This window comes from Paraglaciecola sp. 25GB23A (genome assembly GCF_040012495.1).
Taxonomy (GTDB): Bacteria; Pseudomonadota; Gammaproteobacteria; order Enterobacterales; family Alteromonadaceae; genus Paraglaciecola.
In genome coordinates, this window is record NZ_JBDYKM010000017.1 from 65,961 (window position 1) to 92,959 (window position 26,999).

Here is a 26,999-nt window from a genome sequence, read left to right on the forward strand (position 1 = left end):
CCGCTCACTAACAAGCAACTAAAAGCAACTTTAATAAATCGACTGATTGCCATTTTTATAATTCCTTTGTTTTTACTTGCTGAGTAATGAAATATCACCACAACTTAAGAATAACTGCCTTAACTTTAACAATATGCCGAGTCTATTCTTCCGAACAGTTTCATCTTCGACCATGACCATAACTGATTCAAAAAAGTTATCTATGGGCTCTCTGAGTTCTGCTAAGCGATTTAATGCCCCAATGTAATCGGATACCAATACTAAAGAGTCTACTTCTCTTTGAGTATGATTAAGGGCTTCATAAAGCCGTATTTCAGCTTCATCACCTAATAGAGACGTTTCTATCTTACCAATAAGCTCAACTGAATTTTTTGAAAGTATGTTGGCTACACGCTTGTTTGCAGCAGCCAAAGCTTCTGCCGAAACATTTAACTTAAACTGCTGTATTGCATCAACTCGCGCTGCAAACTCAGCAGGTTTTGTCGGCCTTACTTCTAATACGGCTTGAATAACATCAACCGTCACTCCCTGTTCAAGATACCAAGCCTTGAAACGTGCCAAGATAAAGTCTATAACGCTATCTTTCAATCCTTGCCTAATGACCTTATCGCCAAAAGAATCAATTGAACTTTCAACTAGGGTATTTAAATCGAGCGCCAAATTATTCTCTACGATTATCCGTAATACACCAATTGCTGCTCTTCTTAATGCAAAGGGATCCTTGTCTCCTTTAGGCGTTTGTCCGATGCCAAATATTCCAACTAAGGTATCAATTTTGTCCGCTAAAGCGACTGCAATACTAACCGGTGAAGTGGGTAAAGAATCCCCTGAAAATCTTGGCTTATACTGCTCGTTGAGGGCATTTGCAACCTCTTCAGATTCGCCGTCCAGTTTTGCATAATACATGCCCATGACACCCTGTACATCCGGAAATTCCATTACCATATTGGTCATTAAATCAGTTTTGCTTAACAATCCCGCTCTCGCAGCTGCCGCAATGTCTTGATTTAATAGCGCTGCAATTGAACCAGCTAAATCAGCAATACGCTTAGATTTATCAAGCAAAGTGCCTAATTGCTTTTGAAACAAAATACTATCTAAACTGTCTAGTCTTGACTCAAGTGTATGTCGACGATCGGTTGCGAAGAAAAATTGAGCATCTGCAAGGCGAGGGCGGATAACTTTTTCATTACCACTTATAATAAGGGCTGGGTGTGCGGTTTCGATGTTACTGATAAAGATAAAACGAGACAAAAGCTTGCCCCTATTATCCACCAAAGGAAAATATTTTTGGTCGCCTTTCATGGTGTAAATCAGTGCTTCTTTTGGCACTTCTAAAAATGAATTATCAAAACTTGCCGTCATTGCCACAGGCCATTCAACTAGAGCAGTAACTTCTTCTAATAACTCTTCATTCATATCGGCCACAGCGTTTTCTTTTAGGGCCATGTCATTTACTGCTGCGCGGATACTCTCTTTTCGTTCGTTATAATCAGCAACGACAAAGTGACGTCTCATTTCTTCCACATAATCATCAGCATGATTAAGTAAAAAACTCTTCTCACCTAAGAAACGATGACCCATAACTAGTCGGTTTGACTCAATACCTAAAACATTAGCCGGAACAAGTTCGCTTCCAAACACAATAGTAAGCGTATGAATCGGCCGTATAAATTGAATGGAACCCGCCCCCCAACGCATTGGTTTAGGTATCGGCAGACTGCTAAGGGCTTTTTCAATGATATCAGGTAAAGTTGTTTTGATGGGCAAGCCTTTTTCTGAACCTTGGTACAACAACCATTCACCTTTGTCGGTTTTTAAACGGCCTACATCTTCAATATTTACATTATTAGAACGAGCCCAGCCAAGTGCTGCTTGAGTGGGCTTTCCTTCTGCATCAAAAGCGACACCTACTGCAGGTCCACGTTTTTCAATAAGCCTGTCTTTTTGCACCGGTGATAATTGTTTTACTGAAACAGCAAGCCTACGTGGTGTCGCGAGCCAAGTAACCTCCGAAAACTGTATTTCGGCTGCTAGCAGAGCATTCTCAACACTGGATGCAAAGCTAGTTGCTAGCTTAACTAATGATTTTGGCGGTAATTCTTCAGTACCTATTTCAATAAGTAAATTTTCCAAATTCATTATTTTTCATCCTTTTTACACAGTGGAAACCCTAATGCTTCACGGGCCTTAAAATAAGACTCTGCACAGGCCTTAGATAACGCTCTGACTCGTAATATATAGCGTTGTCGCTCTGTTACTGAAATAGCGTGCCTTGCGTCTAGCAGATTAAATACGTGAGAGGCTTTCATGACTTGCTCGTAAGCTGGTAGAGGAAGGTTTTCAGCAATAAGTTTCTGACTGCTACTCTCGTACTGGTCAAAATTGGCAAACATGGCTGCGACATCGGCGTGTTCAAAATTATATGTAGACTGCTCGATTTCATTTTGTAAAAAAATATCACCATAGGTCACTTTGCCCATGGGACCATCAGTCCACACAAGGTCATAGATACTATCTACTTCTTGAATATACATGGCTAAACGTTCTAAACCATAGGTGATTTCGCCTGTAACAGGCGAGCATTCAATGCCGCCAACTTGCTGAAAATAAGTAAACTGAGTTATTTCCATGCCATTTAGCCAAACCTCCCAACCTAATCCCCATGCTCCTAAAGTGGGTGATTCCCAATTGTCTTCTACAAAGCGAATATCGTTGACTAAGGGATCAAACCCCAACTCTTCGAGAGATTTCAAATACAATTCTTGAATATTATCGGGAGAGGGTTTGAGCATAACTTGAAACTGATAGTAGTGCTGAAGACGATTTGGATTTTGCCCATAGCGGCCATCAGTAGGACGACGACAAGGTTGCACATATGCGCTGCTCATTGGCTCAGGACCAATTGAACGTAGAAAAGTCATTGGATGAAAAGTACCAGCACCCACTTCCATATCGAGGGGTTGGATAATGACACAACCTTGCCTTGCCCAATAATCTTGCAAGGCCAAGATTAGGCCCTGAAACGTTTTACAGTCAAATTTCTGCATCTTCCTCTGCCAATATATCAAAAACTAAAAAATGGCCGTAAGTATACCTTCTGTGAATGGCCGAATGTAGGCCAAATAAGCTAATTACTTAATAAAAAGCCTGAAAAGAGAATATATTTAGACGCGATGGTTTAATTAAGTGTTAGAGACAAAGTGAGTTGGAGTAGGGAATTTGGGTGAAGCTAATCTTTATGGGTAATCACCGTAATTTGAAGTTAACAGATGCGGCTTGATTGATTTTCGATCTAAATAGAAAAACGTCTTAATTGATCAACGTCCCTTAAAATAGCCGTTTCTAACAGTGCTTCTCTTTCTTCTCTGAATGTATCTTGGGCATGACGTTCTTGAGGTGAGAGTCCTGCTCTCGCTTCATGGGAAGCTAGTTCTTTTACGTCGTTATACAAAGAATATACACCCGCATAAATCCTACTATAATCTGGTCTCTCAACGAGAGGAAGGGCTTCTAATAAATGGTATAACCTAATGCAGCCCTCTGACATATTACATTGTTGTTGGTTCATAGCCGATGCTATGGTAGTAATACTTTCAACAATTTTATCAATACGCTCTGTTGTTCTTTGTCTGTTTTTTTGAGACTGAGCCCGTACCCTAAACACCAAAGTTCCAGCATAAAATGCCAGTGGTAAAACAATTACTAACATCAGCGCTAATATGGGTAAGGTCATATAATAATGGGCCTAAAAATTATTGAGTTTGTTCACATCAATACTTTCAAACATCTCGTACAGATCATCTTCGTCGGTGGAACTAGAATCTTTTAGTTCATCAGATATTCCCAGCAATTCACACAGCTCTTTATGTCGCGCCAATTTTTCAGAGACATAAAGTTGATCTTTTCTATCTAAGTTTAGGCCAGAATCGGCTTTGCCCAGCAATTCAGTTAGTCTTTCGTCACCTTCGATTTGCGCCAATTCAGCTTCTGGAGCAGCATGTTTGATCAGTGGCTTATTGGTAATTTTCCTTGGGCTGTTTTTGTTTTCATCAAGCGCTACAAACAATTCAACGGGTTTTTTACTGCCTAAGCGGGGGTCTATAATTATTTTCGAATTACTTGCCTCTTTTGCAGCAATAAGACTATTTCGATTTCCCGCAGGCTTGCCTAAGGCTTTTTTAGCACGTTTTTCTTTTTCAACACGTTTGAAATCTGGTGATTTACGCACACCTATGAGGCCTATTTTTCGAGATTTGGTTTTTCTAGCCATGGCACAATATCCATACAAAATTAATGGCGCCATTCTATCTTAAAATTAACTTGGCTGCGTCAATATAGTTGACTAGATGGCATAATTAGAAAAGGCGATGGATAGAACCATCGCCTTTTTGCAGATAATAGTGTCAGCTGACACATCTCCCAATAAAGATTCACCATTTTGAACGATGAATCTGACTGTAACTCTCTTTTTATTATAATTAACGAAGTTACTTATCGTTTAAGGTCTTCCTGACTCTTTATTAGTAGTCCCTGTAGCTCCCTGGAGGAGTTAGCTTTTTAAGTAGATGATATAAACCATCTTTATTTTCTTCCATGACAAACGTTAAGGTTTGTAGTCCTTGTTGTTTTAATTGCCGAGCATAATACCCTGTTAACAAAAAATTACAATATCTTTACAATTGAAAGTTTTCAATACGACATTCATTAGACCGAATTTTTGACAAAAAAAAGCGACCTAAGTCGCTTTCTCTTCGTTCGGTCTAATATAAACCGGCGATATACTTAGAGAGTATATCGATATCTTTATCGGTAAGCCGTTTTGCAATATCTCCCATCATACCGTTGAGTGAGTTATTCCGATCGCCAGAACGAAACAACTCTAACTGCGATTTCAGGTAGGCAGCATGTTGACCGCTGATATCTGGAAATCCGGATAAACTTGTACCATCGCCATGTGGGCCATGACAGGCAATACAAGCAGTGACTCCACGCGCAGTATCGCCGCCCCGATATAGCTTCTGACCTTCAACGATTACATCCTCAGGTGCTTCCCCAGGGCTTGCTTTTTGACTTGAAAAATAAGCTGCAATATCAAGCATATCTTCTTCGCTTAACGCTGCAGCCATACCATTCATTACAGCATTGTTGCGGCCTTGTTTGCCGCCGGTTTGGCTCGCCAATTTAAATTCTTTTAGTTGCTTCACAAGGTAACCAGCGTATTGACCGGCTAATTTGGGATTAATATCAATAGCACTATTACCATCGGCCCCATGACATGCACCACATGCCACAGACTTTTTCTGACCTTCTTCAGCATTACCTTGCGCTAGTGCTGGGCCACTCACACCTAATACCAAACAAATTAACAGACTTAGTTGTTTCATAATTTTCTCATTAAGCTTTTGATTAGCTGACTATTCTTTTTTATCGATGCCTTATTTTACACATTTACAGCAACAGTAAAATAACTTCCACAATTTAAGTTAAATATAATCTACTATTTGAAGCAAAGAATTCCGACGTTTTACTGATATACTTTGCATAATTACATCAATTATTACGTTTAAGTACCAATAGGGATCGCGTTGTGAGTCATTATAATCAAGCCAAATTCAGTATTAGCGCGCCTGATATTCGGCATCTAGGAAAAGATGAGGGTATTGAAGTCGCCTTCGCCGGCAGATCTAACGCTGGCAAATCCAGTGCATTAAATAAACTAACTCGTCAAAATGCCTTGGCTAGAACCAGTAAAACACCCGGAAGAACTCAGCTAATCAATGTTTTTGACTTAGATGAAAATCGGCGACTAATTGATTTGCCTGGCTATGGTTACGCAAAAGTACCTATGGCAATTAAAGAAAAATGGCAACAATCTCTCGGTGAGTATCTGCAAAAACGTGAAAGTTTAAAGGGCATAATCGTATTAATGGATATACGCCACCCTTTTAAAGACTCCGATCAAGATTTAATACATTGGGCAGTGAGCGCCCAAATTCCTGTTCTAGCTCTATTAACCAAGGCGGACAAGCTTAAATCGGGCAATCGTAAAAATCAGCTACTAATGGCGAGAGAGGCTGCGTTAGCATTTTGCGGAGATGTTACGGTTAATGTTTTTTCGTCCCTCAGTGGTGTAGGTCTTGAAGAGCTGCAATTAAAGCTGGATGAATGGTTTGGCTATGCACCTAAAACCGCAAAAGCAGAAGTAAAATAAGCACATAAAAAAAGCCCCATAAAACTATGGGGCTAAGGGACTTTGAGAACACACATAAAAACTATATATTCAGAGTGTAATATCTCTATTAAGTTCAGGGTTGCCAAATAAAATTTAGAAATAAAAAAAGCCCCATAAAACTATGGGGCTAAGGGACTTCGAGAACACACATAAAAACTATATATTCAGAGTGTAATATCTCTATTAAGTTCAGAGTTGCCAAATAAAATTTGGAAATAAAAAAAGCCCCATAAAACTATGGGGCTAAGGGACTTTGGGAACACACATGAAAACTATATAGTCAGAGTGTCATATCCTCTATAAGTTCACGTTTGCATAATAAAATGATGCAGATAAAAAAATCTCATAAAACTATTGTAGGCACTAGGCAACCACATAAGTTCTACATGACTAAACGTGTCATTTACGAAAAATTCAGAGACCTTCAAATTTCTAACAAAAAAAACCTCGGCAATTTGCCGAGGCCAAATCAAAGGATGGAAACTCCAACCTCTGTACCCTACATCAGCAAGTCTATTCAAATATGAAACTAAAGCCAATGAGTTTTTGTAATTTAATTACAAAAAAGAGGGTAAATTACGATTTTAATAAGAGTTTAGTGAGCTTCGTCCCAGTTAATTCCAACACCCGCTTCAACAATTAAAGGCACGTCAAGCTCAACGGCGTGCTCCATTAGACTGATTATTTTCATTCGGTAACTTTCTAATTCCTGTTGTTTTATTTCAAAAACAAGTTCGTCATGTACCTGCATGATCATTCTGACCTCGTCCGTGGCTAAGGTATCAATCCAAGCATCAACAGAAATCATCGCCTTTTTAATAATATCGGCCGCTGTTCCTTGCATAGGTGCGTTGATAGCCGCTCGCTCTGCTCCTTTTCTTTGCATTGCATTACTCGACGTTATTTCTGGTAGATAGAGTCGGCGACCAAAAACGGTCGAAACATATCCTTGTTCTTTGGCTAATTGACGGGTTTCTTCCATGTATTGCAATACCCCCGGATAACGCTCGAAGTAGAGATTCATATATTTCTGTGCGTCATGACGAGATATATTTAACTGACGAGATAAACCAAAGGCTGACATGCCATAAATTAAGCCGAAGTTAATGGCCTTGGCATTGCGCCTCTGCTCGGTTGAAACGTCTGCTAATGCAACACTAAATACTTCAGCTGCAGTCGCCGAGTGAATATCTTTTCCGGCAGCAAACGCTTTAATTAAACCTTCATCCTTGGACAAATGCGCCATAATGCGCAATTCAATTTGCGAGTAGTCAGCTGCCACTATTTTATAACCGGGCCGAGCAATAAAGGCTTGCCTAACCCGACGACCTTCTTCTGTTCTTATTGGAATATTTTGTAAGTTTGGCTCGGTTGATGATAATCGTCCGGTAGCTGCTACAGCCTGATGATAGGAGGTATGTATTCTCCCAGTTCTAGCATTAATCATCTTGGGTAACTTATCTGTATAAGTATTTTTTAGTTTAGTCAGCCCACGGTATTCCATTAACAGTTTAGGCAGGGGATAGTCTAAGGCAAGCTCCTGAAGTACCTCTTCAGATGTAGAAGGTGAGCCTTTAGGCGTTTTCTTCAAAACAGGCAAATTCATTTTGTCATACAATATTTCTTGTAATTGTTTGGTAGAGCCTAAGTTAAATGTTTGCCCTGCTAATTCGTGTACTTCTTTTTCCAATTGCAAAATTCGAGTGGCTAAATCTTGGCTCTGTTGTGCCAACTTTTGACTATCAATTAATACGCCGAACTGTTCCATTTTGGCTAATACCGTAAGTAAGGGTAACTCAATGTGTTGTAGAACCTCTGCTAGAGGTTTTTCGGACAACAATTTAGCCCACAAAACGTGGTGTAATCGTAAAGTGATATCAGCATCTTCAGCTGCATACGGAGCGGCCTCAACTAAAGGAATTAAATTAAAGCTAATTTGCTTAGCTCCTTTGCCGGCAATATCTTCGAAATGGATTGTTTGATGATTTAAGTAGTGTGATGCAAGGCTATCCATATTGTGCCTTGAAGCAACGCTGTTTAGCACATAAGATTCAAGCATTGTGTCAAATGCAATGCCGTTTAAGTCTATATCGTAGTTAGCCAGCACGTTTTTGTCGTACTTTAGATGTTGTCCTACTTTTTTAATGTTGGGGTTTTCTAAAATAGGTTTAAAAAGCGCAAGTACCTCTTTTAGATTTAATTGCTCTGGGGCATCAGGATAGTTGTGTGCCAGAGGCAAGTAAGCCGCTTCTCCCTCAGTAATACAGAATGACATACCAACTAAATCAGCTTCCATATAGTTCAAACTAGTCGTTTCGGTATCGAAGGCAAATAGCTCTGATTTTTTCAGTTTTTCTAGCCATACTTCAAGTTTGCCCCAAGTGAGTATGGTTTCATATTTCTCTTGGCTTATTATCGCTTGTTCGTTGGCAGAGTCCGCAGGTAAAGCATTGCTCTGCGTATTGCTAGTTGCGCTATTTTGCGTGTTTGTCTTTTGTGTTTCATTAAGTAAACGTTTTAGTTCAAATTCCGTGCTCAAGGCAATTAGCGATTCAGTATCTTGCGGGCCTGCCCTCAGTTGATCAGCAGAGAAGGGCAGTTCTACATCCAATTTAATGGTGGCTAATTCGTACGATAATGGCAATTTTTCTAATGCTGCTCGCAAGTTTTCTCCGACTTTGCCTTTAACCTGGTCAGCATTCACCATTACTTTTTGTAAACTGCCAAACTCAGCCAGCCACTTTACTGCTGTTTTAGGTCCACACTTGTCTACTCCCGGTATATTATCAACCTTGTCGCCCATTAAGGCTAAGTAGTCGATGATTTGGTTTGGCGTTACACCAAACTTTTCCATTACACCTGCTTCATCTAATTTTTGGCTTGTCATCGTATTGATGAGGGTGACATGGGGACTGACCAGTTGCGCCATATCTTTATCACCCGTCGATATGATGGTTTCAATGGCTAAGCGGGTTGCTTGACATGCTAAGGTGCCTATAACGTCATCTGCTTCAACACCTTCTATCACCAGTAGCGGCAGCCCCATCGCTGTTATTATTTTATGTAATGGTTCAATCTGCGTACGAAGATCATCTGGCATAGGAGGTCGATTGGCTTTGTACTCTGGGTAAAGATCATTTCTGAATGTCTTGCCTTTGGCGTCAAAAACAACCACTACATTGCCAGTGGGGTAGTCTTTTTGCAGGCTCTTAATCATATTAAGAACCCCTGTAATGGCGCCTGTAGGTTGCCCCTTTGATGTCCTTAAGGCTTGCAGGTAAGGCACATGATAAGCGCGAAATAAATAGGAAGAACCATCAACTAGGATAAGAGGAGAACTAATGGCTAAGGTTTGTGCTGATGACATATATAAGGTACTCAGAGTGATTTTGTTGCTGAAATAGAGTTTGCCACAACAAAGTGTCTTCATCCACTTTGACTGTGAGCAGAAATGTGGATAACTCTGTTTATTAATATTTAATAAAGGAAAAAATTGACACTGTAGTTGTGCGCGATTTAAGACATAAACCCTTTTAAAGCGGGCATTACAGCAATGTTGATAAAATTGGAGAAGCTAAATTTTAATTTGGGGATAACTTTCTAGAAAAATCTACAAAGCTAAAAATTGGAAGTAGAAGATACACATAAATGCCGAGGAATTAAAGCGATTTCTACATAAAAAATTAGACTATACCTGCCAGTCTATAGTGGCAAAAAAGTATAAGTCATTAAGGACGCAGCCTATAGCTGAGTCATAGGGTAAAAATTGAATTAAAACCAACAAAAAATATATTTTTATGTATGTTGGTGCTTACTAACATGCTCTGTATTTGAAAAAGGTCACTATGAAAGTGACCTTTTTTTTGATTTTTATATTTATAGCGAAAAACTATCGAACTTAATGTCAGTTTCTATGATTTTCCCATATGCTTGCAGTTGTGTTTTAAGCACTTCTGACTGCCCAATTACCACAAATTGTAAATTGCTCTTCGGAAAATATTTTGCAATTATTTCTTTACTTCGTTCTGGCGTAAGCTGATTAACTTGCTCAGAAAAGCTATTAATATATTGCTCATCAAAGTCGTAGATAAACATATCTGCCAATAGAGAGGCTAAATCACTTGATGTTTCATAGCGCGGTGGGAATTGGCCTTTCACATACGCTTTTGCTGATTCCAAGGTTTCTGAATCTATACCTTTTTCCCATATTCTAGCGTAGGTTTTTAAGGCTAAATCAATTGCTTGTTGAGTCGTTTCAGTTTTAGTAAAAGTTGAAATGACAAAGCTTCCACCCTGGATTTTAGTGTCAAATCGACTCCTAGCGCCATAAGTTAAGCCACTATTAACTCGTAGTTCATCGTTTAACCAACTGGTGAAACGTCCCCCTAAAACAGTATTAACAACTGATATAGCGACAAAATCCTTATTGTCCCTTGCGATGCCGGGGCCTCCAATAACAAAAGTACTTTCAGTGGCGTCGCCTTTATTGACCAACAATACTTTTGATTGAGTGGGTATTGGTAAGGCAATAGTTGGCGCAACGTTTTTGGTGGAACCCTGCCATTGGCCGAATAAACTTTTTAGTAAGTTCAGCATTTCGCTACTTTTAAAGTCGCCTGCGATAATGATGGCACTATTATCCGGAGTATACCAAACCTTATGAAACTCTTTTATATCGGCCAATTCCATACTTGCGAGAGACTGCGAATTGCCATCTATATCATTGGCATAAGGGTGTTTATCAAACAAAAGGGCATTAAAGTAACCACCAATAGCTGCTCTAGGGCTTTCTTTTTTCCGCTCTAAATCTGCGATTAATCTTTCTTTTTGTGCCGCAAATTCTTTTTCATCAAATCTAGGTTTGAGTAATATGTCGCGTAGCATTGGAATGATAAGTTTGTGATCTTTATTCGCCATTGATGCGCTAATATAAGAGGACTCAATTCCTGCTCCAGAATCGATTTGTGTACCCACAAATTCCACCTGTTGTTCAAATTCAGCACGACTCAAGCTTTGTGTACCAAGTAACAGATTCTCTGCTGTGGTTTTCGCTAAACCCGGAATGGTATCCAATGTTGCACCCGCTTTTACCACTAGCGTGACATCTATAAGCGGCACTTCATGTTGTTCCATCAGATAGATGTTCAAGCCGTTTTCTAAACGTATTTTTTCATAGTGAGGCAGGGTAAATTCTACTGAAAATGCTGTTGCACTAAATTGGGCAATCGTTGCCAGTAGGGCAGATTTAAAGATCATATTCATTGCTATCTTCCTGTGAGGCTAGAACACCTGTCGTGCGGTTGGCTTTTCTCAAGTATTTTGCTGCAACCCTTTGTATATCGCTTAAGGTCACTTTTGATAATTGTGCAGGTACATCAAAAAGGGCTTTGTAACTACCAAAGTAAAAGTCATAACTTCCGATGGTATTGGCCTTGCCATTAATAGTTGACATTTCGCGGTAGAAATCTACCAAGGCTTGATTTTTTACTTTTTGCAATTCTTGCTCTGACACTCCCTTAGTCATAACCTCATTTAATTGTGTAATGATGGCCTGTTCTAGTTCAGCACTGGACACTCCCGGTGCGGCGACAGCACTAACATAGAATAGATTAGGGTCGATCGATAAAGGTAAGTAAGTAAACACTTCGCTTGCGGTCTTATTGTCGTAGACCAAGGCCTTGTTCAATCGTGAACTGTTACCACTGCTTAAAATGCTGCTTAAGATAGACAGGGCATAGTAGTCATCGCTTTGGGTTTTGGGCACATGATAAGCAAACAAAACATTGGGGGTAGAAACGGAGGCTTTTTTAACGTAAACCCGGCGTTCTCCGGTTTGCTCAGGCTCTACCGTATGAACCTCCCGCGGTGGTGCTTGTGCTGGTATAGGTTCAAAATATTGAGTGGCTAGTTTTTTTACTTCAGCCACACTAACGGCACCTACGATAACGACAGTAGCGTTGTTAGGGGCGTAGTAAATTCTATGATAGTCCACTAAATCCTGTAGTTTCCAATTAGCGATATCGGATTCATGACCAATGACAGACCAACTATAAGGGTGGGCTCTAAAAGCCGTCGCCTTAACTTGCTCACTCAACATGCGAAAGTTTGAGTTTTCTAAGCCGGTAGAACGTTCAGAGGTAACCACACCTCGTTCACTTTCAAGAACCTCGGGGGTAATATTTAAATTTTGAATACGGTCTGCTTCTAAATCAAACATCAATTCCATTGACTCAGTAGGGAACCAGTCGGTATAAACAGTAGAATTCTCTGTGGTATAAGCATTGTTGGCACCGCCCGCGGCTTCCATTGCTTGGTCAAACTTCTTAGGGCCATATTTTTTAGCACCGTTAAACATCATGTGTTCAAAAAAGTGCGAAAGTCCTGTGATACCAGGGTATTCATTACGTGAGCCAACACGCCAAAATAGATACATGTTAGCGTTGGGAATTGACTGATCTTCGAGTACGATAATCTTCATTCCATTGTTAAGTGTAAACTGTTGTATGTCTTCAGTTTTTGTTATTGCTTGGCTCGTAAACGAACACAGCAATAGGGTGTACAATATTCCTTGAAATAGATTTTTCATTTAATAATTCTCCAGTTATGCTGCCGCAGTGTATCCAGTTAACTTATTTGCTGAAAGGAAAGCGCAGTAAAATGCTTGATTTTACCACCAGCAATTTGTTTCAAACTATTTACAAGATTAAAAACAGAGTGCTTAGTGACATGATTCTCAGTCAATAGTGTTTTGTCGATAATATAGGTTTGTGCTTACGGTAATGAGTGCAAAACAATATATTTATTAATAAGATGAATAAATCAATGATTTACGACTGCTTTAGCAATAAACTCTAATTACTTGTTTGTGAATAACATCGAGATTCAGCTGTGAGTTCAATTTAAACTATGCAATACCGCACTATTGTCAGAATTCTGGGACTACTAGTGGCACTTTTTAGTGTCACCATGATCCCCCCCGCTATTGTTTCGTTAATTTTTCAAGATGGTAGTGGTCTACCTTTTATTATGGCCTTTGTTTTGTGTCTAATCACAGGGCTATTAATTTGGTATCCAAATCGCCGATTCCGCAAAGATCTTAGAGCTAAAGAAGGGTTTCTCATTGTCGTATTGTTCTGGACAGTACTAGCCAGTTTTGGTGCGCTACCCTTTTTATTGCTTGAACAACCAGAAATGAGTGCAACTGACGCGTTTTTTGAAGCCTTTTCCGGTTTGACAACAACCGGTGCCACAGTGATTGAAGGTATTGATTACTTACCCAAGGCGGTTCAATTTTATCGCCAACAATTACAATGGTTTGGCGGCATGGGGATTATCGTATTAGCCGTTGCTATATTACCCCTCTTAGGGGTGGGAGGCATGCAATTATATAGAGCAGAAACCCCTGGGCCAGTTAAAGATTCAAAAATGACGCCAAGAATTGCCGATACGGCAAAACATCTTTGGTACATTTATTTTTCTATAACAATCGCCTGCTCAATAGCATATTGGCTAGCCGGAATGAGCTGGTTTGACGCAATTTGTCATTCTTTTTCTACAGTAGCTATTGGCGGTTTTTCAACCTATGATGCAAGTTTAGGGCAATTTGATAGTGTCTTTGTTAACCTTGTTTGTGTGGTGTTCTTGTGGATAGCGGCATTGAATTTTGCCTTGCACTATGCGGCAGTAAACGGTCGAACACTTAAAGGGTATTTATACGATCCTGAATTGCGGGTGTTTTTTATCATACAGATAGCCCTCGTATTGATCTGTTTTGTCACACTTATTGAATATTCATGGTTTGAAGATGCAGGCATAGCATTAGATCAAGCCTTACTTCAGTCAGTTTCGATGAGTACTACGGCAGGATTTGCGACTACCGATTTTGCTCATTGGCCTGCCTTTTTGCCTATTATGTTAATATTTTCCAGCTTTATCGGCGGTTGTGCCGGTTCAACGGGTGGTGGCTTGAAAGTAATACGAGTCTTTCTACTTTACCTGCAAGGTAAAAGAGAGGTAAACCGTTTGATACACCCAAAAGCAATTTACTCTGTAAAAGTAGGAGGCAGGGCGCTACCTGACCGGGTAGTAGAGGCCGTATGGGGGTTTTTCTCTGCTTATGCGATGATTTTTGTCATTATTATGGTGTGTTTAATTGGTACAGGAATGGATGATGTTTCAGCCTTTACGGCAACGGCTGCGACTCTTAATAACCTCGGTCCCGGCTTAGGCTCTGTTGCTGGAACCTACGCTGAAGTCAGTGATAGTGGTAAATGGTTATTGGTGTTGGCTATGTTATTTGGTCGCTTAGAGGTCTTTTCATTACTTGTTTTATTTTCACCTACATTTTGGCGCAGCTAAGCTCGACTAATCAGGGAGTCGAGCTTAGGTTAATTAACCGAAGAAAAAAGCACTAGGTTGGAACAGCTTTTCAACATCTCCGATAAACTTCTTATCAACTAAAAAGAGAATAACGTGGTCATTAGCCTGAATTTTTGTCGTGCTATGGGCAATGATAACCTCTTCGTGTCTTACTACTGCACCGATAGTGGTGCCCGGTGGTAGTTTGATTTCTCTAATTTCTCGGCCGACAACTTTTGAGGTTTTTTCATCGCCATGAGCTATAGCTTCAATTGCTTCGGCAGCGCCACGGCGTAATGAATAAACGTTAACAATGTCTCCACGTCTGATATGTGTAAGCAAGGCTGAAATAGTTGCTTGCTGAGGAGAGAATGCAATATCGATTTCTCCGCCTTGGACTAAATCGACATAGGCGCTGCGCTGAATAAGCACCATGGCTTTTTGCGCCCCCAGTCGCTTTGCCAACATCGCTGACATTATGTTGGCTTCATCGTCATTGGTAACTGCGATAAAGGCATCAACTTGCTGAACATTTTCTTCGGTTAATAATTCATGGTCAGAGGCATCACCGCAAAAAACAATGGTTTTATCTAAGTGCGCAGAAAGGTACTTGGCGCGCTCCTGATTGAATTCAATCAGTTTAACATTATGATTGTGTTCCAGTAATTTAGCTAAACCTGCACCGATTAAGCCACCACCGGCTATCATTATACGTTTATAGCTCGATTCTAATTTTTGCAATTCGCTCATCACAGTACGAATATGTTTGGTAGCTGCGATAAAAAATACTTCATCATCTGCTTCGATGATCGTTGTGCCTAAAGGACGGATGGGTCTACCGCGGCGATATATAGCCGCTACCCGGGTTTCAACATTAGGTATGTGTTTTTTTAAGGTTGAAAGTGCGTGACCCACTAATAAACCGCCATAATAGGCCTTCACCGCCACTAAGCTCGCTCTACCATCGGAAAATTCAACGACTTGCAGTGCGCCTGGATAGTCGATAAGGCGTTTAATCGCTTTAGTCACTAATTGTTCGGGTGCGATGAGATGATCAACGGGTATGTCTTGGTGTTTGAATAATTGCTCTTGGTAAATAATGTATTGTTCTGAGCGCACGCGGGCAATCTTAGTTGGAGTTTTGAAAAGGGTGTAAGCGACTTGGCAAGCCATCATGTTGCTTTCGTCACTGTTGGTCACTGCAATTAACATGTCAGCGTCTTCGGCCCCAGCTTTTTTCAATACATCAGGATGAGAACCGACACCATGTACAACTTGCAAATCAAGCCTATCTTGCAAGTTTCTTAGTGTGTCCGCATCCGAATCGATTACGGTGATCTCGTTTTTCTCTCCGACTAGATTTTCCGCCAGAGTCGCCCCAACTTGTCCTGCGCCAAGAATAATGATTTTCATAGTGTTCCGAATCTAACGTGTTGGAATTTAGGCATTGTTTTCGCCTGATTTTATCAGTCTACAATAATAGAAACCGTCCATTTGTTGTTCGCCGGGTAGTATCTGTCGGCCAGGGTGGTGCTTGTCGTGTGGAAAGTCAGGGTCCAGTTTCGCACTGGGTGTGCGTGATAAAAAGTGCTCTATTTGCTGATAGTTTTCTTCAGGTAATATTGAACACGTGGCATAGAGCAAGCTGCCGTTGATTTTGAGTAATGGCCACAAAGCATCTAAAATAGCTTGTTGAATAGCAACAAGAGATTGAATGTCAGTGGCTTTGCGCAGCCATTTAATATCTGGATGGCGTCTAATGATGCCGGTGGCCGAACAAGGTGCATCTAGTAGTATGCGGTCAAACTGCTGATTATCCCACCAAGTTTGCGGTTGACTTGCATCACCAATGAGTAAGTTAGCTTGATGACCTAATCTGTGCAGATTCTCTTCAATTTTATTCGCTCTTTGATGATCAATTTCTAAGGCTGTTAGGTCTAAGTTATCTGCGACCTCAAGTAGATGTCCTGTTTTACCACCTGGTGCAGCGCAACAATCTAACACTTTTTGATTTTCCTGCGGCGCTAAATAAGCCGCAGCCAATTGTGCTGCTCCATCCTGTACCGCAAACCAACCCTGCTCAAAGCCAGGCAATTGGGTTATATCCATACTTTTGGTTAAAATGATGGCATCGGGATGGTGGGATGACAAACTAAAATCAATCGCATGCTCCTGCAATTTCTGCTGAAAATCAGCAGCTGCAATTTGCTTGCGATTTACTCGCAACCAAATTGGTGCTTTAGATTCAATTTGCGCGAGGAGACCTAAAAAATTCTCTGGATAAGCTTGAGCTAACTTTTTGTATAACCACTTCGGGAGACCGGAATTAATCTGCTCGTCATCTGGTTTGTTGCTGCTTGTTTCATTGCGAATAAAGTTTCTTAATATGCCGTTAACCAAACCCCGCATGGCTTCTACACGCAGAGAATGACAGGCATTGACGGTTTCAGATACTGCCGCATGCTGACTGACGCGACTGAAGGCCAATTGGTAAAATCCGAGTAAAATGAGATGCTCAGTTATTTTGAATTTATTTTTGAGAGGTGTCTCAAGTAAGTGTCTTAACCAGTATTGTAATAAGGGTAATTGTCTTAATACTCCATAAACCATCTCTTGCAACCAGGCTTTATCTTGGTCTTTATGCAATAGCTGCATGGCGGGTAAACATTCTCTAGCGCTTTTTCCTTGCTCAAGTATTTGAAACAGTACCGTAGTAGCATCGGCTCGAAGGTTTCGTGCTAAAGTTTTTGACTGATTATGTTTCATGCTTCCATCAAGCTATGGTTGTGCCAAGAGTGAACAAGTCACTTCGACCATTGAGAATATCACTAGAGGACATTGGTTTTTTACCGGGTAGTTGAAGCTTACGTAAACATAAACAATCTTTACCGGTTTGAATGACTATACCTTGTTTATTGATTGCCACTATTTCCCCGATTTTATGACCACTGTCGGTGATGTTTGCCACTACATCACATTCCCACACTTTTATATTTAATCCCGCTAACTCAAAATAACTGATAGGCCACGGATTAAATGCTCTGCAGTTTCTTTCTAGTTGCTCAGCATCCGTATGCCAATCTATTTTCGCTTCTTCTTTACTGAGCTTTTTGGCGTAGTTGGCCAATTTGTTGTCTTGAATTTCCTGTGGTAGCTGGTGAATCTGCGCTAAGCAATCTAATAAGGCTTGGGGGCCATTCAACGATAACTTATGATACAGCGACTCACTGGTTTCTTTTGCTTCTATGGCAACTCTACTTTTGAGCAACATAGGGCCAGTATCTAAACCTTCATCCATTTGCATAATGGTGATACCCGTTTCTTGGTCTCCCGCCCAAATGGCTCGCTGAATAGGCGCCGCTCCGCGCCAACGAGGCAACAAAGAACCGTGCACATTTAAACAACCCAATTTAGGCGTGTTTAATACCTTAGTTGGCAAAAGCAAGCCATAGGCGACCACAATCATAATGTCTGCGTTAAGCGCACTCAGTTGGTCTTGCGCTTGACTATCTTTTAATGATTCAGGCTGAAATACTGGAATGTTATGGATTTGCGCTAATTGTTTTACTGCACTGGCTTGCAGTTTATTGCCTCTTCCCGCAGGTCTATCTGGTTGACTGTATACGGCAATTATCTCATGGTGTGAATTGATTAAAGCCTGGAGATGAATGGCGGCAAATTCTGGTGTACCAGCAAATACAATTTTTAACGGAGTATTCAATGCAGCTCTTAGCCTCTTGCTTCTAAACGTGCTTCTTTTTCTAGTTTAGTTTTAATGCGTTGGCGTTTTAGCGGAGAAAGGTAATCAACAAATAACTTACCTTTAAGGTGGTCAAGCTCATGCTGAATGCAAATAGCTAATAAACCACTTGTATCCAAACTAAATTCTTTACCGCCCTTATTTAAGGCTTTAACGGTAATGTTTTCAGCTCGTTCAACTTTTGCGTAGTTATTTGGCACAGATAAGCAACCTTCTTCACTAATGGTGACACCATCTTTGTGAGTAATGATCGGATTAATTAAAATTAAAGGCTCATCTTGCTTTTCAGACACATCAATCACCACAACCTGCTGATGGATGTCAACTTGGGTAGCAGCCAAACCAATTCCTTTTTCATCCAACATGGTTTCTAACATGTCGTCTATCAATTTAAGGATTGTTTTGTCTACTTTTTTTACTGGACTTGCAACGGTGCGCAAGCGTTCATCTGGGAAACGTAATACTTCTAATATCGCCATAGTGCTTTCATCTATTAAGGGTCCGCCTATTATTTGCGGAACATGTTTCAATAACTATCCATATTTTACGTAAAATATGGATCAAATACCTGCAAAGCATGTATTGTTAACTATACGTGCAAATAGAATTGACTATTTAACAACGGCTACTTTGGGCTATTCTAGCCTAAATGGATCCAAAACATAATAGTGCAAGCGGCAAGGCTTAAACAATGATGAGCAAAAAGTTACTGAGATTTTTTACGGTGTTAATGCTACTCCCTACATTATGTTGGGCCGATGTCATTAATATTAAACAGGATGCACCACAAAAATACGTCGTGCAAAAAGGCGATACCCTATGGGATATTTCCAAAATGTATTTAGATAAACCTTGGCTGTGGCCAGAGTTATGGCGTACCAATACTTATATTAAAAATCCCCACCTAATTTATCCTGGCGATGAACTCAGTTTGCGAAAGAATGAGCAAGGCGATACTGTTATTGACCTTGTTCGTCAGCCAGCTAAAGCGGAAATAAAAATATCTCCAGAAGGCACTAAATCAGTCAAACTGGCCGAACCCATTCCCGCATTGCCGTGGTCGACAATTAGACCATTTATAGAAAACGACCAAATAATGCAGCAAGTAGAGTACGACCGTCATCCCTATATTTTGGGAAACCAAGAGGGTTCAGTGCTTTTTGCCAGTAATAATATCGCCTTGAGTAAAGCCTCACGTTCATATCAGACAAAGTTTAACGTATTGCACAAACAGAACGAAATTTACGATATGGCAGGTAACTTCATTGGCTTGCAGGTCAGGCATGTTGCTAATGCTGAAGCAGTAGATGCTGATTTAGACAATCAGAGATTAATTAAAATAGAAGATGCTAACTACGAAGTGCAACGAGGCGACCGTTTAGTTCCCCAAGAAGATAACGAGCCTACTAGTATTACCTTGAGTGGGGCGACAGATCAGCGCGGTTTTATCATTGACGATTTGGAACAACATCGACTTCTAGGTAAATACAACGTGGTTATTGTGGATTTGGGCAGTGATCAAGTATCCGCTGGAATGGTTATGGGTATTTATGCTCAAGGCCCTAACATTATTGATGATGTTACGCCTAAATATAAAGGTGAAAACAATCCTTTAGCCAATGCCTTCATACTAGACAGTGATATTATTCAGCCCGCATTGAAAATTGGCGAGATAGTTGTTTTTAAAGTTTTTGAGAAGGCAAGTTATGCACTTATCACACGGTCATCTAAAGTAATAAGTAGAGGAGCAATTGTTGCGAGACCTTGATTGATGAAGGAACATGTATGCGACAGGATGTTGAAATACCCTATCAAGAAACACTTATTAAATGGCTACACCTATCTTCTATCCCCAGATTTGGTGTAGCAAGCTTAACTAAACTAAGCCAAAAGTTGGCTTGCCAAGCACATGATCTGCTGTGTATGGGACAGGGCGAGTTACTGCAAGCAGGTCTAAACTCCAAGCAAGTTGAATGTATTCAACATCCTGACCAAAAGGGCATTCAGCGTAGTTTAGATTGGCTTGGGTGTAACAAAAATAGCTTCATTTTGCATTATGAAGACCCACGTTATCCTGCCCTGTTAAAAGAGATTTCTAGCCCCCCCTTATTGTTATTCGGCTATGGAGATCCACAAAAACTATCAAACTTACAAATTGCCATGGTGGGAAGTCGCAATCCTAGTTTGAATGGTAAAGCTAACGCTAAGTTATTTGCACAACAATTAGGCTTGGCTGGATGGACTATTACCAGCGGGCTTGCACTAGGGATAGATGGCTTTTCTCACCAAGGAGCATTAGCAGCAAAGGCTATTACCATCGCAGTATTAGGTACTGGCATTGATACTGTTTATCCTAAGCGGCATCAACAACTAGCAGAAAATATTTTGGCAGCAGGTGGCGTAATAGTATCTGAATTTGCTCCTTTAACCCCTGCAAGGCCAGAAAATTTTCCGAGGCGCAATCGCATTATAAGTGGCTTATCGTTGGGAACTTTGGTGGTAGAAGCAGCTCTAAAAAGTGGGTCACTGATCACTGCTCGTTATGCGACTGAACAAAATCGAGACGTTTTTGCTATTCCTGGGAATATAAACAACCCATTGTCGAAGGGTTGTCATTATTTAATTCAACAGGGAGCAAAGTTAGTGACCGAGTTTGCCGATATCAATGAGGAGTTTAGTCATCTTGAATTTAACACTAATGTTACAAATGAAAATAAAATACAAAAAAAATGCACTCAAAGCTTGGCAACAGAGCGTTTGTTAGATAGTGTAGATTTTGAAGCCACACCGCTAGATATAGTGGTCGAGCGCAGCGGCATGCCAGCGTCAGAGGTTATGTCACAATTATTAGAATATGAGTTGCGTGGTTTAGTGGTTGCTGTTTCTGGCGGCTACATCAAATTGGGGGAAAAATAATATGTTCGATATCCTCATGTATCTATTTGAAAACTTCATTCACAGTGAAACTGAAATTCGTGTCGACCAAGATGAGCTTACCGATGAACTTATCCGCGCGGGTTTTCACCACGATGAAATTTACAAGGCTCTGTCTTGGTTAGAAAAGTTAGCTGCTTTACAAGAAACGGATATCAATCCCTATCTAGTTAAGGGCACGGCAACTTATTCCACCCGCATTTATACCCATGACGAAGAAATGCGTCTTGATGTTGAATGTCGTGGCTTCTTGATGTTTTTAGAGCAAATTAATGTTCTCGATTCTTCTACTCGTGAAATGGTTATCGATCGAGTAATGGAAATCGATTCAAAAGAATTCTGCCTTGAGGACATGAAATGGGTAGTATTAATGGTGTTATTTAACGTACCCGGAAAAGAAAATGCTTATGCACAAATGGAAGACTTGCTGTTTGAAGAGCCGGAAGGCCCTTTACACTAATTTCAACTGTGAACATTTCAATGAGTGATTGTTAGTGTCTAAAATCGATCACTCATTGTTTAAAGCCAATGAACACGCTTTGCAACAAGTCACAGGCTCGTGTCCCAAGTGTCAATCTACACTGAATATTAAACACGGAAAGTCCGGCGCTTTTATTGGTTGTAGCCAATATCCCCAATGTGATTTTTCTAAACCATTGCATGAGTACGAAACTGCAGACGTTAAAGTCATAGAAGGCTCTTCTTGCCCCGACTGCAGTGCCAATTTAGTGATTAAAAAAGGGCGCTTCGGCCTTTTTATTGGCTGCAGTAATTTCCCTGTATGTACCTATATTGAGTCATCTACTGAGTCGCATAGCAAAGAAGATGAAATCAAAGTAAGTTGCCCCAGTTGCAAATCCGGTCATCTAATTAAGCGCGCCAATAAATTTGGCAAACAATTCTATCCTTGTGATAACTATCCAAAATGTAAATATGTCGTCAACTTTCAACCAATAGAAATGGCCTGTCCTGCATGCGAATGGCCAATAATGATCGAGAAAAAATCGGCTCATGGCATGGTATTACAATGTCCTCAGCGTTTATGTGGATACAAGCAAGATAAATAATACTATTGATAATTTGCTTTATTGAGTGAGAGCAGTGCTTTACACTTTTGCTCATTAATTTCTAGTTAGCTTAATTCATGTTAGAAACTCACGACCCACAGTCACTGCAAAAACAGTTTTCACAAGGGCATATCTTTGCTTACCCGACAGAAGCTGTGTTTGGTCTTGGTTGTGACCCAGATAATGAAGTCGCGGTTATGCGTTTGCTCGCTTTAAAAAAACGGCCATTGTCAAAAGGTTTGATATTAGTCGCTGCTAATTATGGGCAAATCTTGCCTTATGTAGATGATAGAGCCATAACAGAAAAAATTCGGATTGATGTTTTTTCCAGTTGGCCTGGGCCTCATACTTGGCTTTTACCCGCTTCAATTCTCGCACCCCATTGGCTAACTGGCGGGTCAGATTTAATTGCGGTGCGGGTCTCAAATCATCCAGTAGTAAAAGCATTATGTGAGCTATTTCAAAAACCATTGGTATCAACCAGTGCGAATCTGTCCGGTATGCCAGCAGCAAAAACTACTCAAGAGGTCCTGGCGCAGTTTGGCAATCAGGTAATATTAATTTCAGGTGAACTAGGTGAGTCTTTATTACCTAGCATGATCCGTCACGGTATCAGTGGCAAGGTAATAAGAGACAATTAAATAATGAGCGATAAACCAATAATTGAATTAGAAAAAGTAAAACGGTATTTGTTAAAGTTACAGGACAATATTTGCCAAACTCTTGAGTTAGCCGATGGAAAGGGCGAGTTCAAAGAAGACAATTGGCAACGTGAGCAAGGTGGTGGCGGCCGCACCCGCGTGCTTACTGGTGGTGCTGTTATTGAGCAGGGTGGAGTGAATTTTTCCCATGTTTTTGGTGGTATGTTACCGCCCTCCGCAACAGCCGCTCGCCCAGAACTAGCGGGTCGCAGTTTTCAAGCGGTTGGGGTTTCATTGGTCATTCATCCTCACAACCCTAAAATACCTACATCACATGCAAATGTGAGATTTTTCATTGCTGAAAAAGAAGGTGAGGAACCTGTTTGGTGGTTCGGTGGTGGTTTTGACCTCACACCGTTTTATCCTATAGAAGAAGATGTTGTGCATTGGCATACAGTGGCACATAAGCTGTGTGAACCTTTCGGCACCGAGGTCTATCCGACGTATAAAAAGTGGTGCGACGATTACTTTTATTTAAAGCACCGCAATGAAACTCGTGGCGTAGGTGGCTTGTTTTTTGATGACCTTAATGAATGGGGATTTGAGCGCTCATTCAAATTTATGCAAGCAGTAGGTGACGGTTTTCTTGATGCTTATATTCCGATTGTTGAGAAACGCAAAGGATTGTCATTTACGCCAGCAGAACGAGATTTTCAATTATACCGCCGAGGGCGTTATGTAGAATTTAATCTTGTTTATGATCGCGGCACCTTATTTGGTTTACAAAGTGGCGGACGCACCGAGTCAATTTTGATGTCTATGCCACCTTTGGCGAGATGGGAATACGACTATCAGCCAGAAGTCGGTAGCCAAGAAGAAATATTGTATAAAGAATATCTGCATCCTCGTACTTGGGTTGAATAAGCCGCTGGTTTAAATCAGTCAGAGCCTGTTTGAAAGCTAAAGATAATGTTTCTTTTAATGTGTATATATTTCCACCATAGGCAACAGAACTTGAGCCAGATCAAGGTATTGCTCTTTGATCACTTTACACTATCGTTATTAACTTAACGGAGTGGAAAAATGAAAAAATTAAATAGTGTTATAAAAACCATATTAGTAGCTGGCCTTGTTACTGCTGGTGGAGCATGGGCCCATGAGTCTGGAGATATAATCGTTCGAGGTGGCTTGACCACTGTTATTCCTAACGACGACAGTGGTAGTGTTGTTGTTGAGGGAGTGGGTAATGTGGGTATGGCGGCTCAAGTCAATAATAATACCCAATTAGGCTTAAATTTTGTTTACATGTTTGATTCAAGTTTGGCCATTGAAGTATTGGCTGCAACGCCGTTTTCTCACGATATCAAGTTAACTGATACCACAGATAATGCGCTAGGACTGGGAGATGGTAAGCTAGCCAATGCTAAGCAGTTGCCGCCTACAGTCAGTGTGTTGTATTACTTTAATACCAATACTGCTATGCAGCCATACATCGGTGCTGGTCTTAATTATACGGTGTTCTTTGATGAAAAATTCACAGCAGACAGGCAAGCCCAATCTTTTGCTAATGTGAAATTAGATAACTCCTTTGGTTTGGCCTTGCAAGCGGGATTTGACTACCAGCTGCAAGATAATTGGTTGCTTAACGCCTCTGTGCGCTACATCGATATCGATACTCAAGCAAATTTTGACGTGCTTGCAACAACAGGCAAGGTCGACGTTGATATTAATCCTTGGGTTGTTTCAGCGATGTTGGGTTATAAATTTTAGATAAATAACTGTTTTCACATTGTGGTGTAGTTATACGCCATAATGTTGAAAATCTCCCTTCGTTTCTTTGCTGAGCTAGTTTAGTCTTCTCCATAAATCAGTTAACCTTGCTATTTACAGCAAAGACTTCACAAGACACTCATGGATCACTACGCCGTTTTTGGTAAACCAATTAGTCAAAGTAAATCTCCACTAATTCATAGTTTGTTTGCCACTCAAACCAAACAAAGCCTCGAATATACAAGAGTAGAACCGGCAATTAATGGCTTCGACTCTGCTATTATTCAGTTTTTTGCCGATGGTGGAAAGGGCGCCAATATAACCGCACCCTTTAAACTGGCAGCTTTTGAGTTTGCTAGTAATCGATCTGACAGGGCCACTATTTCTGGGGCGGTCAATACCCTGAAAAAATGTGCAGACGGCAGTATCTTTGGTGATAACACCGACGGACCAGGTCTCGTTCAGGATTTACTGCGCTTATCAATTCCACTCAAAAACAAACGGATCCTTATCTTAGGCGCAGGTGGTGCAGCGCGAGGAGTTTTACAACCCTTGATGGCTCAGCAACCCGCTCTTCTGATGGTGGCTAACCGAACGCCTTCTAAAGCAACTTTACTCGCATCACTTATTCCAAGCGACAACTTAACAGCTTGTGGTTTTAACGAATTGAATTCTGCTGGCTCCTCTTTTGACCTAATCATAAATTCTACCTCCGCTAGTTTAACCGCTGAGTTACCCGCAGTTGAACCGTCGGTGATTGCAGCAGCAAAGTATGTTTATGATATGAGCTACGGTGATAAACCAACAGTTTTTATGCAACATGCTGCAAACCTAGGTCTTACAAATGTATACGATGGTCTGGGAATGTTAGTGGGGCAGGCGGCCGAAAGCTTTTTTATTTGGCGCGGTGTGAGGCCAATGGTTGAACCCGTCATTCAAGCTCTGAGAGAAAAGTTATGAATCAAGCGATCCAAATCTTAGATGGAGCGACCTACGTTGCGCGTTTAGAATGTTTGAAGATAGAAGGCTTTTACCAAGGTCAACTCATTACCTGCTATATAGCCGGTGGCGATGAAAAGACCCTATTGGCATTTTATAGCGACCACCAGTTTGATATAGAAGAAAGACTTGAATCACTTATAGAACAACAAACCTTTGATGAAGATGGCAGTATTAAGCTAAACGTCGAGCAAATTATCTGATTCTGCTAGATATTCGTTTTTAAGTTTCACATAGTTAAGGGCAGACTGTTTAAGAAAGACCGATTCACTTTCCTTCAGCGGTCTTGCCTGTTTTACCGGGTTGCCGACATAGAGATAACCAGACTCCAGTACTTTATTAGGGGGTACCAAGCTACCTGCGCCTATAAAGACATCATCTTGAACTATTACACCATCCATAATAATAGCGCCCATGCCCACTAAGATGCGATCACCTAATACACAACCGTGCAACATACATTTATGCCCTACCGTTACATCCTCACCAATAATCAATGGAAAACCATGAGGGTTTGCCTCACTGACACGGCTAACGTGCAGAACCGTTCCATCTTGAATATTAGTACGTGCACCAATCTTGATATAGTTAACATCGCCTCGCGCAGCAACTAGCGGCCATATACTGACGTCGGTACCACACTTTACGTCTCCAACAATAACGGCCGATTCATCAACATAACAACCATGCTCAATAGTAGGTGTAATATTTTTATAACTGCGTAATGACATAAAATCTTCCTGTTAAATAGCTTTATCGATTTAAAGCTTAACAAAATCATCGTTAGAATTGCTGCTTTTAAACGCAAAACAGCTGCTTTTGCTGCTTAAATAAGCACTTAAACGATTATTTCAAAAAAGGTGTTGCAAGTGATGATGGCTTGTCTATAATGCGCCTCCTCGCTTCGGGACAGACAATAAACGTCTGACACGACACAGGCTTCGGCCGGTGATACGAGACTCCTCGGAGTCAAGTGATTAGCGGGTTGTAGAGAAAAGGTTTTAAAAAATAATTTAAAAACTTTCTTGACAAAGTAAACGGATAGCGTAATATGCGCCTCCCGCTTAAGAGGGTCTTCTGACAGCTTAAGCAGACAAGATTTAAACGGCGGTCGTCAAATAGGATGGTCACCCAGTACAAGCGTTGTTTCAGAAATCTGTGTTCACTACGTTCACGCATTTCGCTTCAACAATCCTGTACTAAACGCTCTTTAACAATTAATAACAAGACAATCT

The 26,999-nt window shown here is 40.7% G+C and carries 24 protein-coding genes; 11 read left to right on the forward strand and 13 right to left on the reverse strand.

Annotation, left to right across the window (positions count from 1 at the left end; translation table 11 throughout):
* Positions 1-72: 72 nt before the first annotated feature.
* From glyS to ABKW31_RS17450, 5 genes are all read right to left on the reverse strand, one after another.
* Positions 73-2,142, reverse strand: a complete 2,070-nt coding sequence (gene glyS, locus ABKW31_RS17430; protein ID WP_348617853.1) for a glycine--tRNA ligase subunit beta — start codon at positions 2,140-2,142, stop codon at positions 73-75.
* On the reverse strand, positions 2,142-3,050 hold the full coding sequence (glyQ, locus tag ABKW31_RS17435) for a glycine--tRNA ligase subunit alpha (protein WP_348617854.1): 909 nt from the start codon (positions 3,048-3,050) through the stop codon (positions 2,142-2,144). Before glyQ ends, glyS begins: the two co-directional genes overlap by 1 nt.
* Before the next feature lie 245 nt (positions 3,051-3,295).
* A complete protein-coding gene (locus tag ABKW31_RS17440) occupies positions 3,296-3,736 on the reverse strand; it encodes a DUF2489 domain-containing protein (RefSeq protein ID WP_348617855.1) in 441 nt (146 codons plus the stop codon).
* 12 nt (positions 3,737-3,748) lie between these two features.
* Positions 3,749-4,273, reverse strand: a complete 525-nt coding sequence (gene yihI, locus ABKW31_RS17445; protein WP_348617856.1) for a Der GTPase-activating protein YihI — start codon at positions 4,271-4,273, stop codon at positions 3,749-3,751.
* 490 nt (positions 4,274-4,763) lie between these two features.
* The gene (locus ABKW31_RS17450; protein WP_348617857.1) at positions 4,764-5,387 is read right to left on the reverse strand and encodes a c-type cytochrome; all 624 of its coding nucleotides are present in this window, start codon (positions 5,385-5,387) and stop codon (positions 4,764-4,766) included.
* Between the two features lie 203 nt (positions 5,388-5,590).
* On the opposite strand from ABKW31_RS17450, the gene yihA reads away from it, so the two are divergent.
* Entirely contained in the window at positions 5,591-6,214 is a 624-nt protein-coding gene (gene yihA, locus ABKW31_RS17455) for a ribosome biogenesis GTP-binding protein YihA/YsxC (RefSeq protein ID WP_348617858.1), read from the forward strand.
* Positions 6,215-6,830: 616 nt separating this feature from the next.
* Here yihA and polA read toward each other — a convergent pair.
* The 3 genes from polA to ABKW31_RS17470 all read right to left on the reverse strand — a co-directional run bounded on the left by polA (position 6,831) and on the right by ABKW31_RS17470 (position 12,821).
* Positions 6,831-9,602, reverse strand: coding sequence for a DNA polymerase I (gene polA / locus ABKW31_RS17460; protein ID WP_348617878.1), 2,772 nt, complete (start codon positions 9,600-9,602; stop codon positions 6,831-6,833).
* Between the two features lie 509 nt (positions 9,603-10,111).
* Positions 10,112-11,497, reverse strand: a complete 1,386-nt coding sequence (locus tag ABKW31_RS17465; protein ID WP_348617859.1) for a pitrilysin family protein — start codon at positions 11,495-11,497, stop codon at positions 10,112-10,114.
* The gene (locus tag ABKW31_RS17470) at positions 11,481-12,821 is read right to left on the reverse strand and encodes a pitrilysin family protein (protein WP_348617860.1); all 1,341 of its coding nucleotides are present in this window, start codon (positions 12,819-12,821) and stop codon (positions 11,481-11,483) included. The genes ABKW31_RS17465 and ABKW31_RS17470 overlap by 17 nt, the downstream gene beginning before the upstream one ends.
* 320 nt (positions 12,822-13,141) lie before the next feature.
* Here ABKW31_RS17470 and ABKW31_RS17475 point away from each other — a divergent pair, with 320 nt between their 5' ends.
* A complete protein-coding gene (locus tag ABKW31_RS17475; RefSeq protein WP_348617861.1) occupies positions 13,142-14,593 on the forward strand; it encodes a TrkH family potassium uptake protein in 1,452 nt (483 codons plus the stop codon).
* Positions 14,594-14,626: 33 nt separating this feature from the next.
* Here ABKW31_RS17475 and trkA read toward each other — a convergent pair whose 3' ends face one another.
* The 4 genes from trkA to def are packed head-to-tail and all read right to left on the reverse strand — an operon-like array spanning position 14,627 to position 18,832.
* Entirely contained in the window at positions 14,627-16,006 is a 1,380-nt protein-coding gene (gene trkA, locus ABKW31_RS17480) for a Trk system potassium transporter TrkA (protein ID WP_348617862.1), read from the reverse strand.
* 27 nt (positions 16,007-16,033) lie between these two features.
* Positions 16,034-17,359: a 16S rRNA (cytosine(967)-C(5))-methyltransferase RsmB gene (gene rsmB / locus ABKW31_RS17485; protein WP_348617863.1), complete on the reverse strand. Its 1,326-nt coding sequence runs from the start codon at positions 17,357-17,359 to the stop codon at positions 16,034-16,036.
* A 7-nt stretch (positions 17,360-17,366) separates the two neighbouring features.
* Positions 17,367-18,314 (reverse strand): methionyl-tRNA formyltransferase, encoded by a 948-nt coding sequence (fmt, locus tag ABKW31_RS17490; protein WP_348617864.1) that lies wholly within the window; start codon positions 18,312-18,314, stop codon positions 17,367-17,369.
* 8 nt (positions 18,315-18,322) lie between these two features.
* Positions 18,323-18,832 (reverse strand): peptide deformylase, encoded by a 510-nt coding sequence (def, locus tag ABKW31_RS17495; protein WP_348617879.1) that lies wholly within the window; start codon positions 18,830-18,832, stop codon positions 18,323-18,325.
* A 212-nt stretch (positions 18,833-19,044) separates the two neighbouring features.
* On the opposite strand from def, the gene ABKW31_RS17500 reads away from it, so the two are divergent.
* The 9 genes from ABKW31_RS17500 (at position 19,045) to ABKW31_RS17540 (ending at position 25,967) form a co-directional block, all read left to right on the forward strand.
* Positions 19,045-20,121 carry a LysM domain-containing protein gene (locus ABKW31_RS17500; protein ID WP_348617865.1) on the forward strand — a complete coding sequence of 359 codons (1,077 nt, stop codon included), beginning with the start codon at positions 19,045-19,047 and terminating at the stop codon, positions 20,119-20,121.
* Between the two features lie 17 nt (positions 20,122-20,138).
* Positions 20,139-21,269: a DNA-processing protein DprA gene (gene dprA / locus ABKW31_RS17505; protein WP_348617866.1), complete on the forward strand. Its 1,131-nt coding sequence runs from the start codon at positions 20,139-20,141 to the stop codon at positions 21,267-21,269.
* 1 nt (position 21,270) lies between these two features.
* Positions 21,271-21,747, forward strand: coding sequence for a DUF494 family protein (locus ABKW31_RS17510; RefSeq protein ID WP_348617867.1), 477 nt, complete (start codon positions 21,271-21,273; stop codon positions 21,745-21,747).
* A 34-nt stretch (positions 21,748-21,781) separates the two neighbouring features.
* Positions 21,782-22,354: a topoisomerase DNA-binding C4 zinc finger domain-containing protein gene (locus tag ABKW31_RS17515; protein WP_348617868.1), complete on the forward strand. Its 573-nt coding sequence runs from the start codon at positions 21,782-21,784 to the stop codon at positions 22,352-22,354.
* Positions 22,355-22,431: 77 nt separating this feature from the next.
* On the forward strand, positions 22,432-22,995 hold the full coding sequence (locus ABKW31_RS17520; RefSeq protein WP_348617869.1) for a Sua5/YciO/YrdC/YwlC family protein: 564 nt from the start codon (positions 22,432-22,434) through the stop codon (positions 22,993-22,995).
* 3 nt (positions 22,996-22,998) lie between these two features.
* Entirely contained in the window at positions 22,999-23,919 is a 921-nt protein-coding gene (hemF, locus tag ABKW31_RS17525; RefSeq protein ID WP_348617870.1) for an oxygen-dependent coproporphyrinogen oxidase, read from the forward strand.
* Between the two features lie 159 nt (positions 23,920-24,078).
* A complete protein-coding gene (locus ABKW31_RS17530; RefSeq protein ID WP_348617871.1) occupies positions 24,079-24,765 on the forward strand; it encodes an OmpW family outer membrane protein in 687 nt (228 codons plus the stop codon).
* A 141-nt stretch (positions 24,766-24,906) separates the two neighbouring features.
* A complete protein-coding gene (gene aroE / locus ABKW31_RS17535; protein ID WP_348617872.1) occupies positions 24,907-25,725 on the forward strand; it encodes a shikimate dehydrogenase in 819 nt (272 codons plus the stop codon).
* Entirely contained in the window at positions 25,722-25,967 is a 246-nt protein-coding gene (locus tag ABKW31_RS17540) for a DUF1488 family protein (protein ID WP_348617873.1), read from the forward strand. Before aroE ends, ABKW31_RS17540 begins: the two co-directional genes overlap by 4 nt.
* Here the strand turns inward: ABKW31_RS17540 and ABKW31_RS17545 are convergent.
* A complete protein-coding gene (locus ABKW31_RS17545) occupies positions 25,944-26,495 on the reverse strand; it encodes a gamma carbonic anhydrase family protein (RefSeq protein ID WP_348617874.1) in 552 nt (183 codons plus the stop codon). The two genes, ABKW31_RS17540 and ABKW31_RS17545, sit on opposite strands and share 24 nt — an antisense overlap.
* Positions 26,496-26,999 lie beyond the last annotated feature (504 nt).

What these genes read in the sequence shown, in the direction of transcription:
- glyS (WP_348617853.1), bottom strand. Translation starts at nt 2,142, where the DNA reads ATGAATTTGGAAAATTTACTTATTGAAATAGGTACTGAAGAATTACCG.
- glyQ (WP_348617854.1), bottom strand. Translation starts at nt 3,050, where the DNA reads ATGCAGAAATTTGACTGTAAAACGTTTCAGGGCCTAATCTTGGCCTTG.
- ABKW31_RS17440 (WP_348617855.1), bottom strand. Translation starts at nt 3,736, where the DNA reads ATGACCTTACCCATATTAGCGCTGATGTTAGTAATTGTTTTACCACTG.
- yihI (WP_348617856.1), bottom strand. Translation starts at nt 4,273, where the DNA reads ATGGCTAGAAAAACCAAATCTCGAAAAATAGGCCTCATAGGTGTGCGT.
- ABKW31_RS17450 (WP_348617857.1), bottom strand. Translation starts at nt 5,387, where the DNA reads ATGAAACAACTAAGTCTGTTAATTTGTTTGGTATTAGGTGTGAGTGGC.
- polA (WP_348617878.1), bottom strand. Translation starts at nt 9,602, where the DNA reads ATGTCATCAGCACAAACCTTAGCCATTAGTTCTCCTCTTATCCTAGTT.
- ABKW31_RS17465 (WP_348617859.1), bottom strand. Translation starts at nt 11,497, where the DNA reads ATGAATATGATCTTTAAATCTGCCCTACTGGCAACGATTGCCCAATTT.
- ABKW31_RS17470 (WP_348617860.1), bottom strand. Translation starts at nt 12,821, where the DNA reads ATGAAAAATCTATTTCAAGGAATATTGTACACCCTATTGCTGTGTTCG.
- ABKW31_RS17475 (WP_348617861.1), top strand. Translation starts at nt 13,142, where the DNA reads ATGCAATACCGCACTATTGTCAGAATTCTGGGACTACTAGTGGCACTT.
- trkA (WP_348617862.1), bottom strand. Translation starts at nt 16,006, where the DNA reads ATGAAAATCATTATTCTTGGCGCAGGACAAGTTGGGGCGACTCTGGCG.
- rsmB (WP_348617863.1), bottom strand. Translation starts at nt 17,359, where the DNA reads ATGAAACATAATCAGTCAAAAACTTTAGCACGAAACCTTCGAGCCGAT.
- def (WP_348617879.1), bottom strand. Translation starts at nt 18,832, where the DNA reads ATGGCGATATTAGAAGTATTACGTTTCCCAGATGAACGCTTGCGCACC.
- ABKW31_RS17500 (WP_348617865.1), top strand. Translation starts at nt 19,045, where the DNA reads ATGATGAGCAAAAAGTTACTGAGATTTTTTACGGTGTTAATGCTACTC.
- dprA (WP_348617866.1), top strand. Translation starts at nt 20,139, where the DNA reads ATGCGACAGGATGTTGAAATACCCTATCAAGAAACACTTATTAAATGG.
- ABKW31_RS17510 (WP_348617867.1), top strand. Translation starts at nt 21,271, where the DNA reads ATGTTCGATATCCTCATGTATCTATTTGAAAACTTCATTCACAGTGAA.
- ABKW31_RS17520 (WP_348617869.1), top strand. Translation starts at nt 22,432, where the DNA reads ATGTTAGAAACTCACGACCCACAGTCACTGCAAAAACAGTTTTCACAA.
- hemF (WP_348617870.1), top strand. Translation starts at nt 22,999, where the DNA reads ATGAGCGATAAACCAATAATTGAATTAGAAAAAGTAAAACGGTATTTG.
- ABKW31_RS17530 (WP_348617871.1), top strand. Translation starts at nt 24,079, where the DNA reads ATGAAAAAATTAAATAGTGTTATAAAAACCATATTAGTAGCTGGCCTT.
- aroE (WP_348617872.1), top strand. Translation starts at nt 24,907, where the DNA reads ATGGATCACTACGCCGTTTTTGGTAAACCAATTAGTCAAAGTAAATCT.
- ABKW31_RS17540 (WP_348617873.1), top strand. Translation starts at nt 25,722, where the DNA reads ATGAATCAAGCGATCCAAATCTTAGATGGAGCGACCTACGTTGCGCGT.
- ABKW31_RS17545 (WP_348617874.1), bottom strand. Translation starts at nt 26,495, where the DNA reads ATGTCATTACGCAGTTATAAAAATATTACACCTACTATTGAGCATGGT.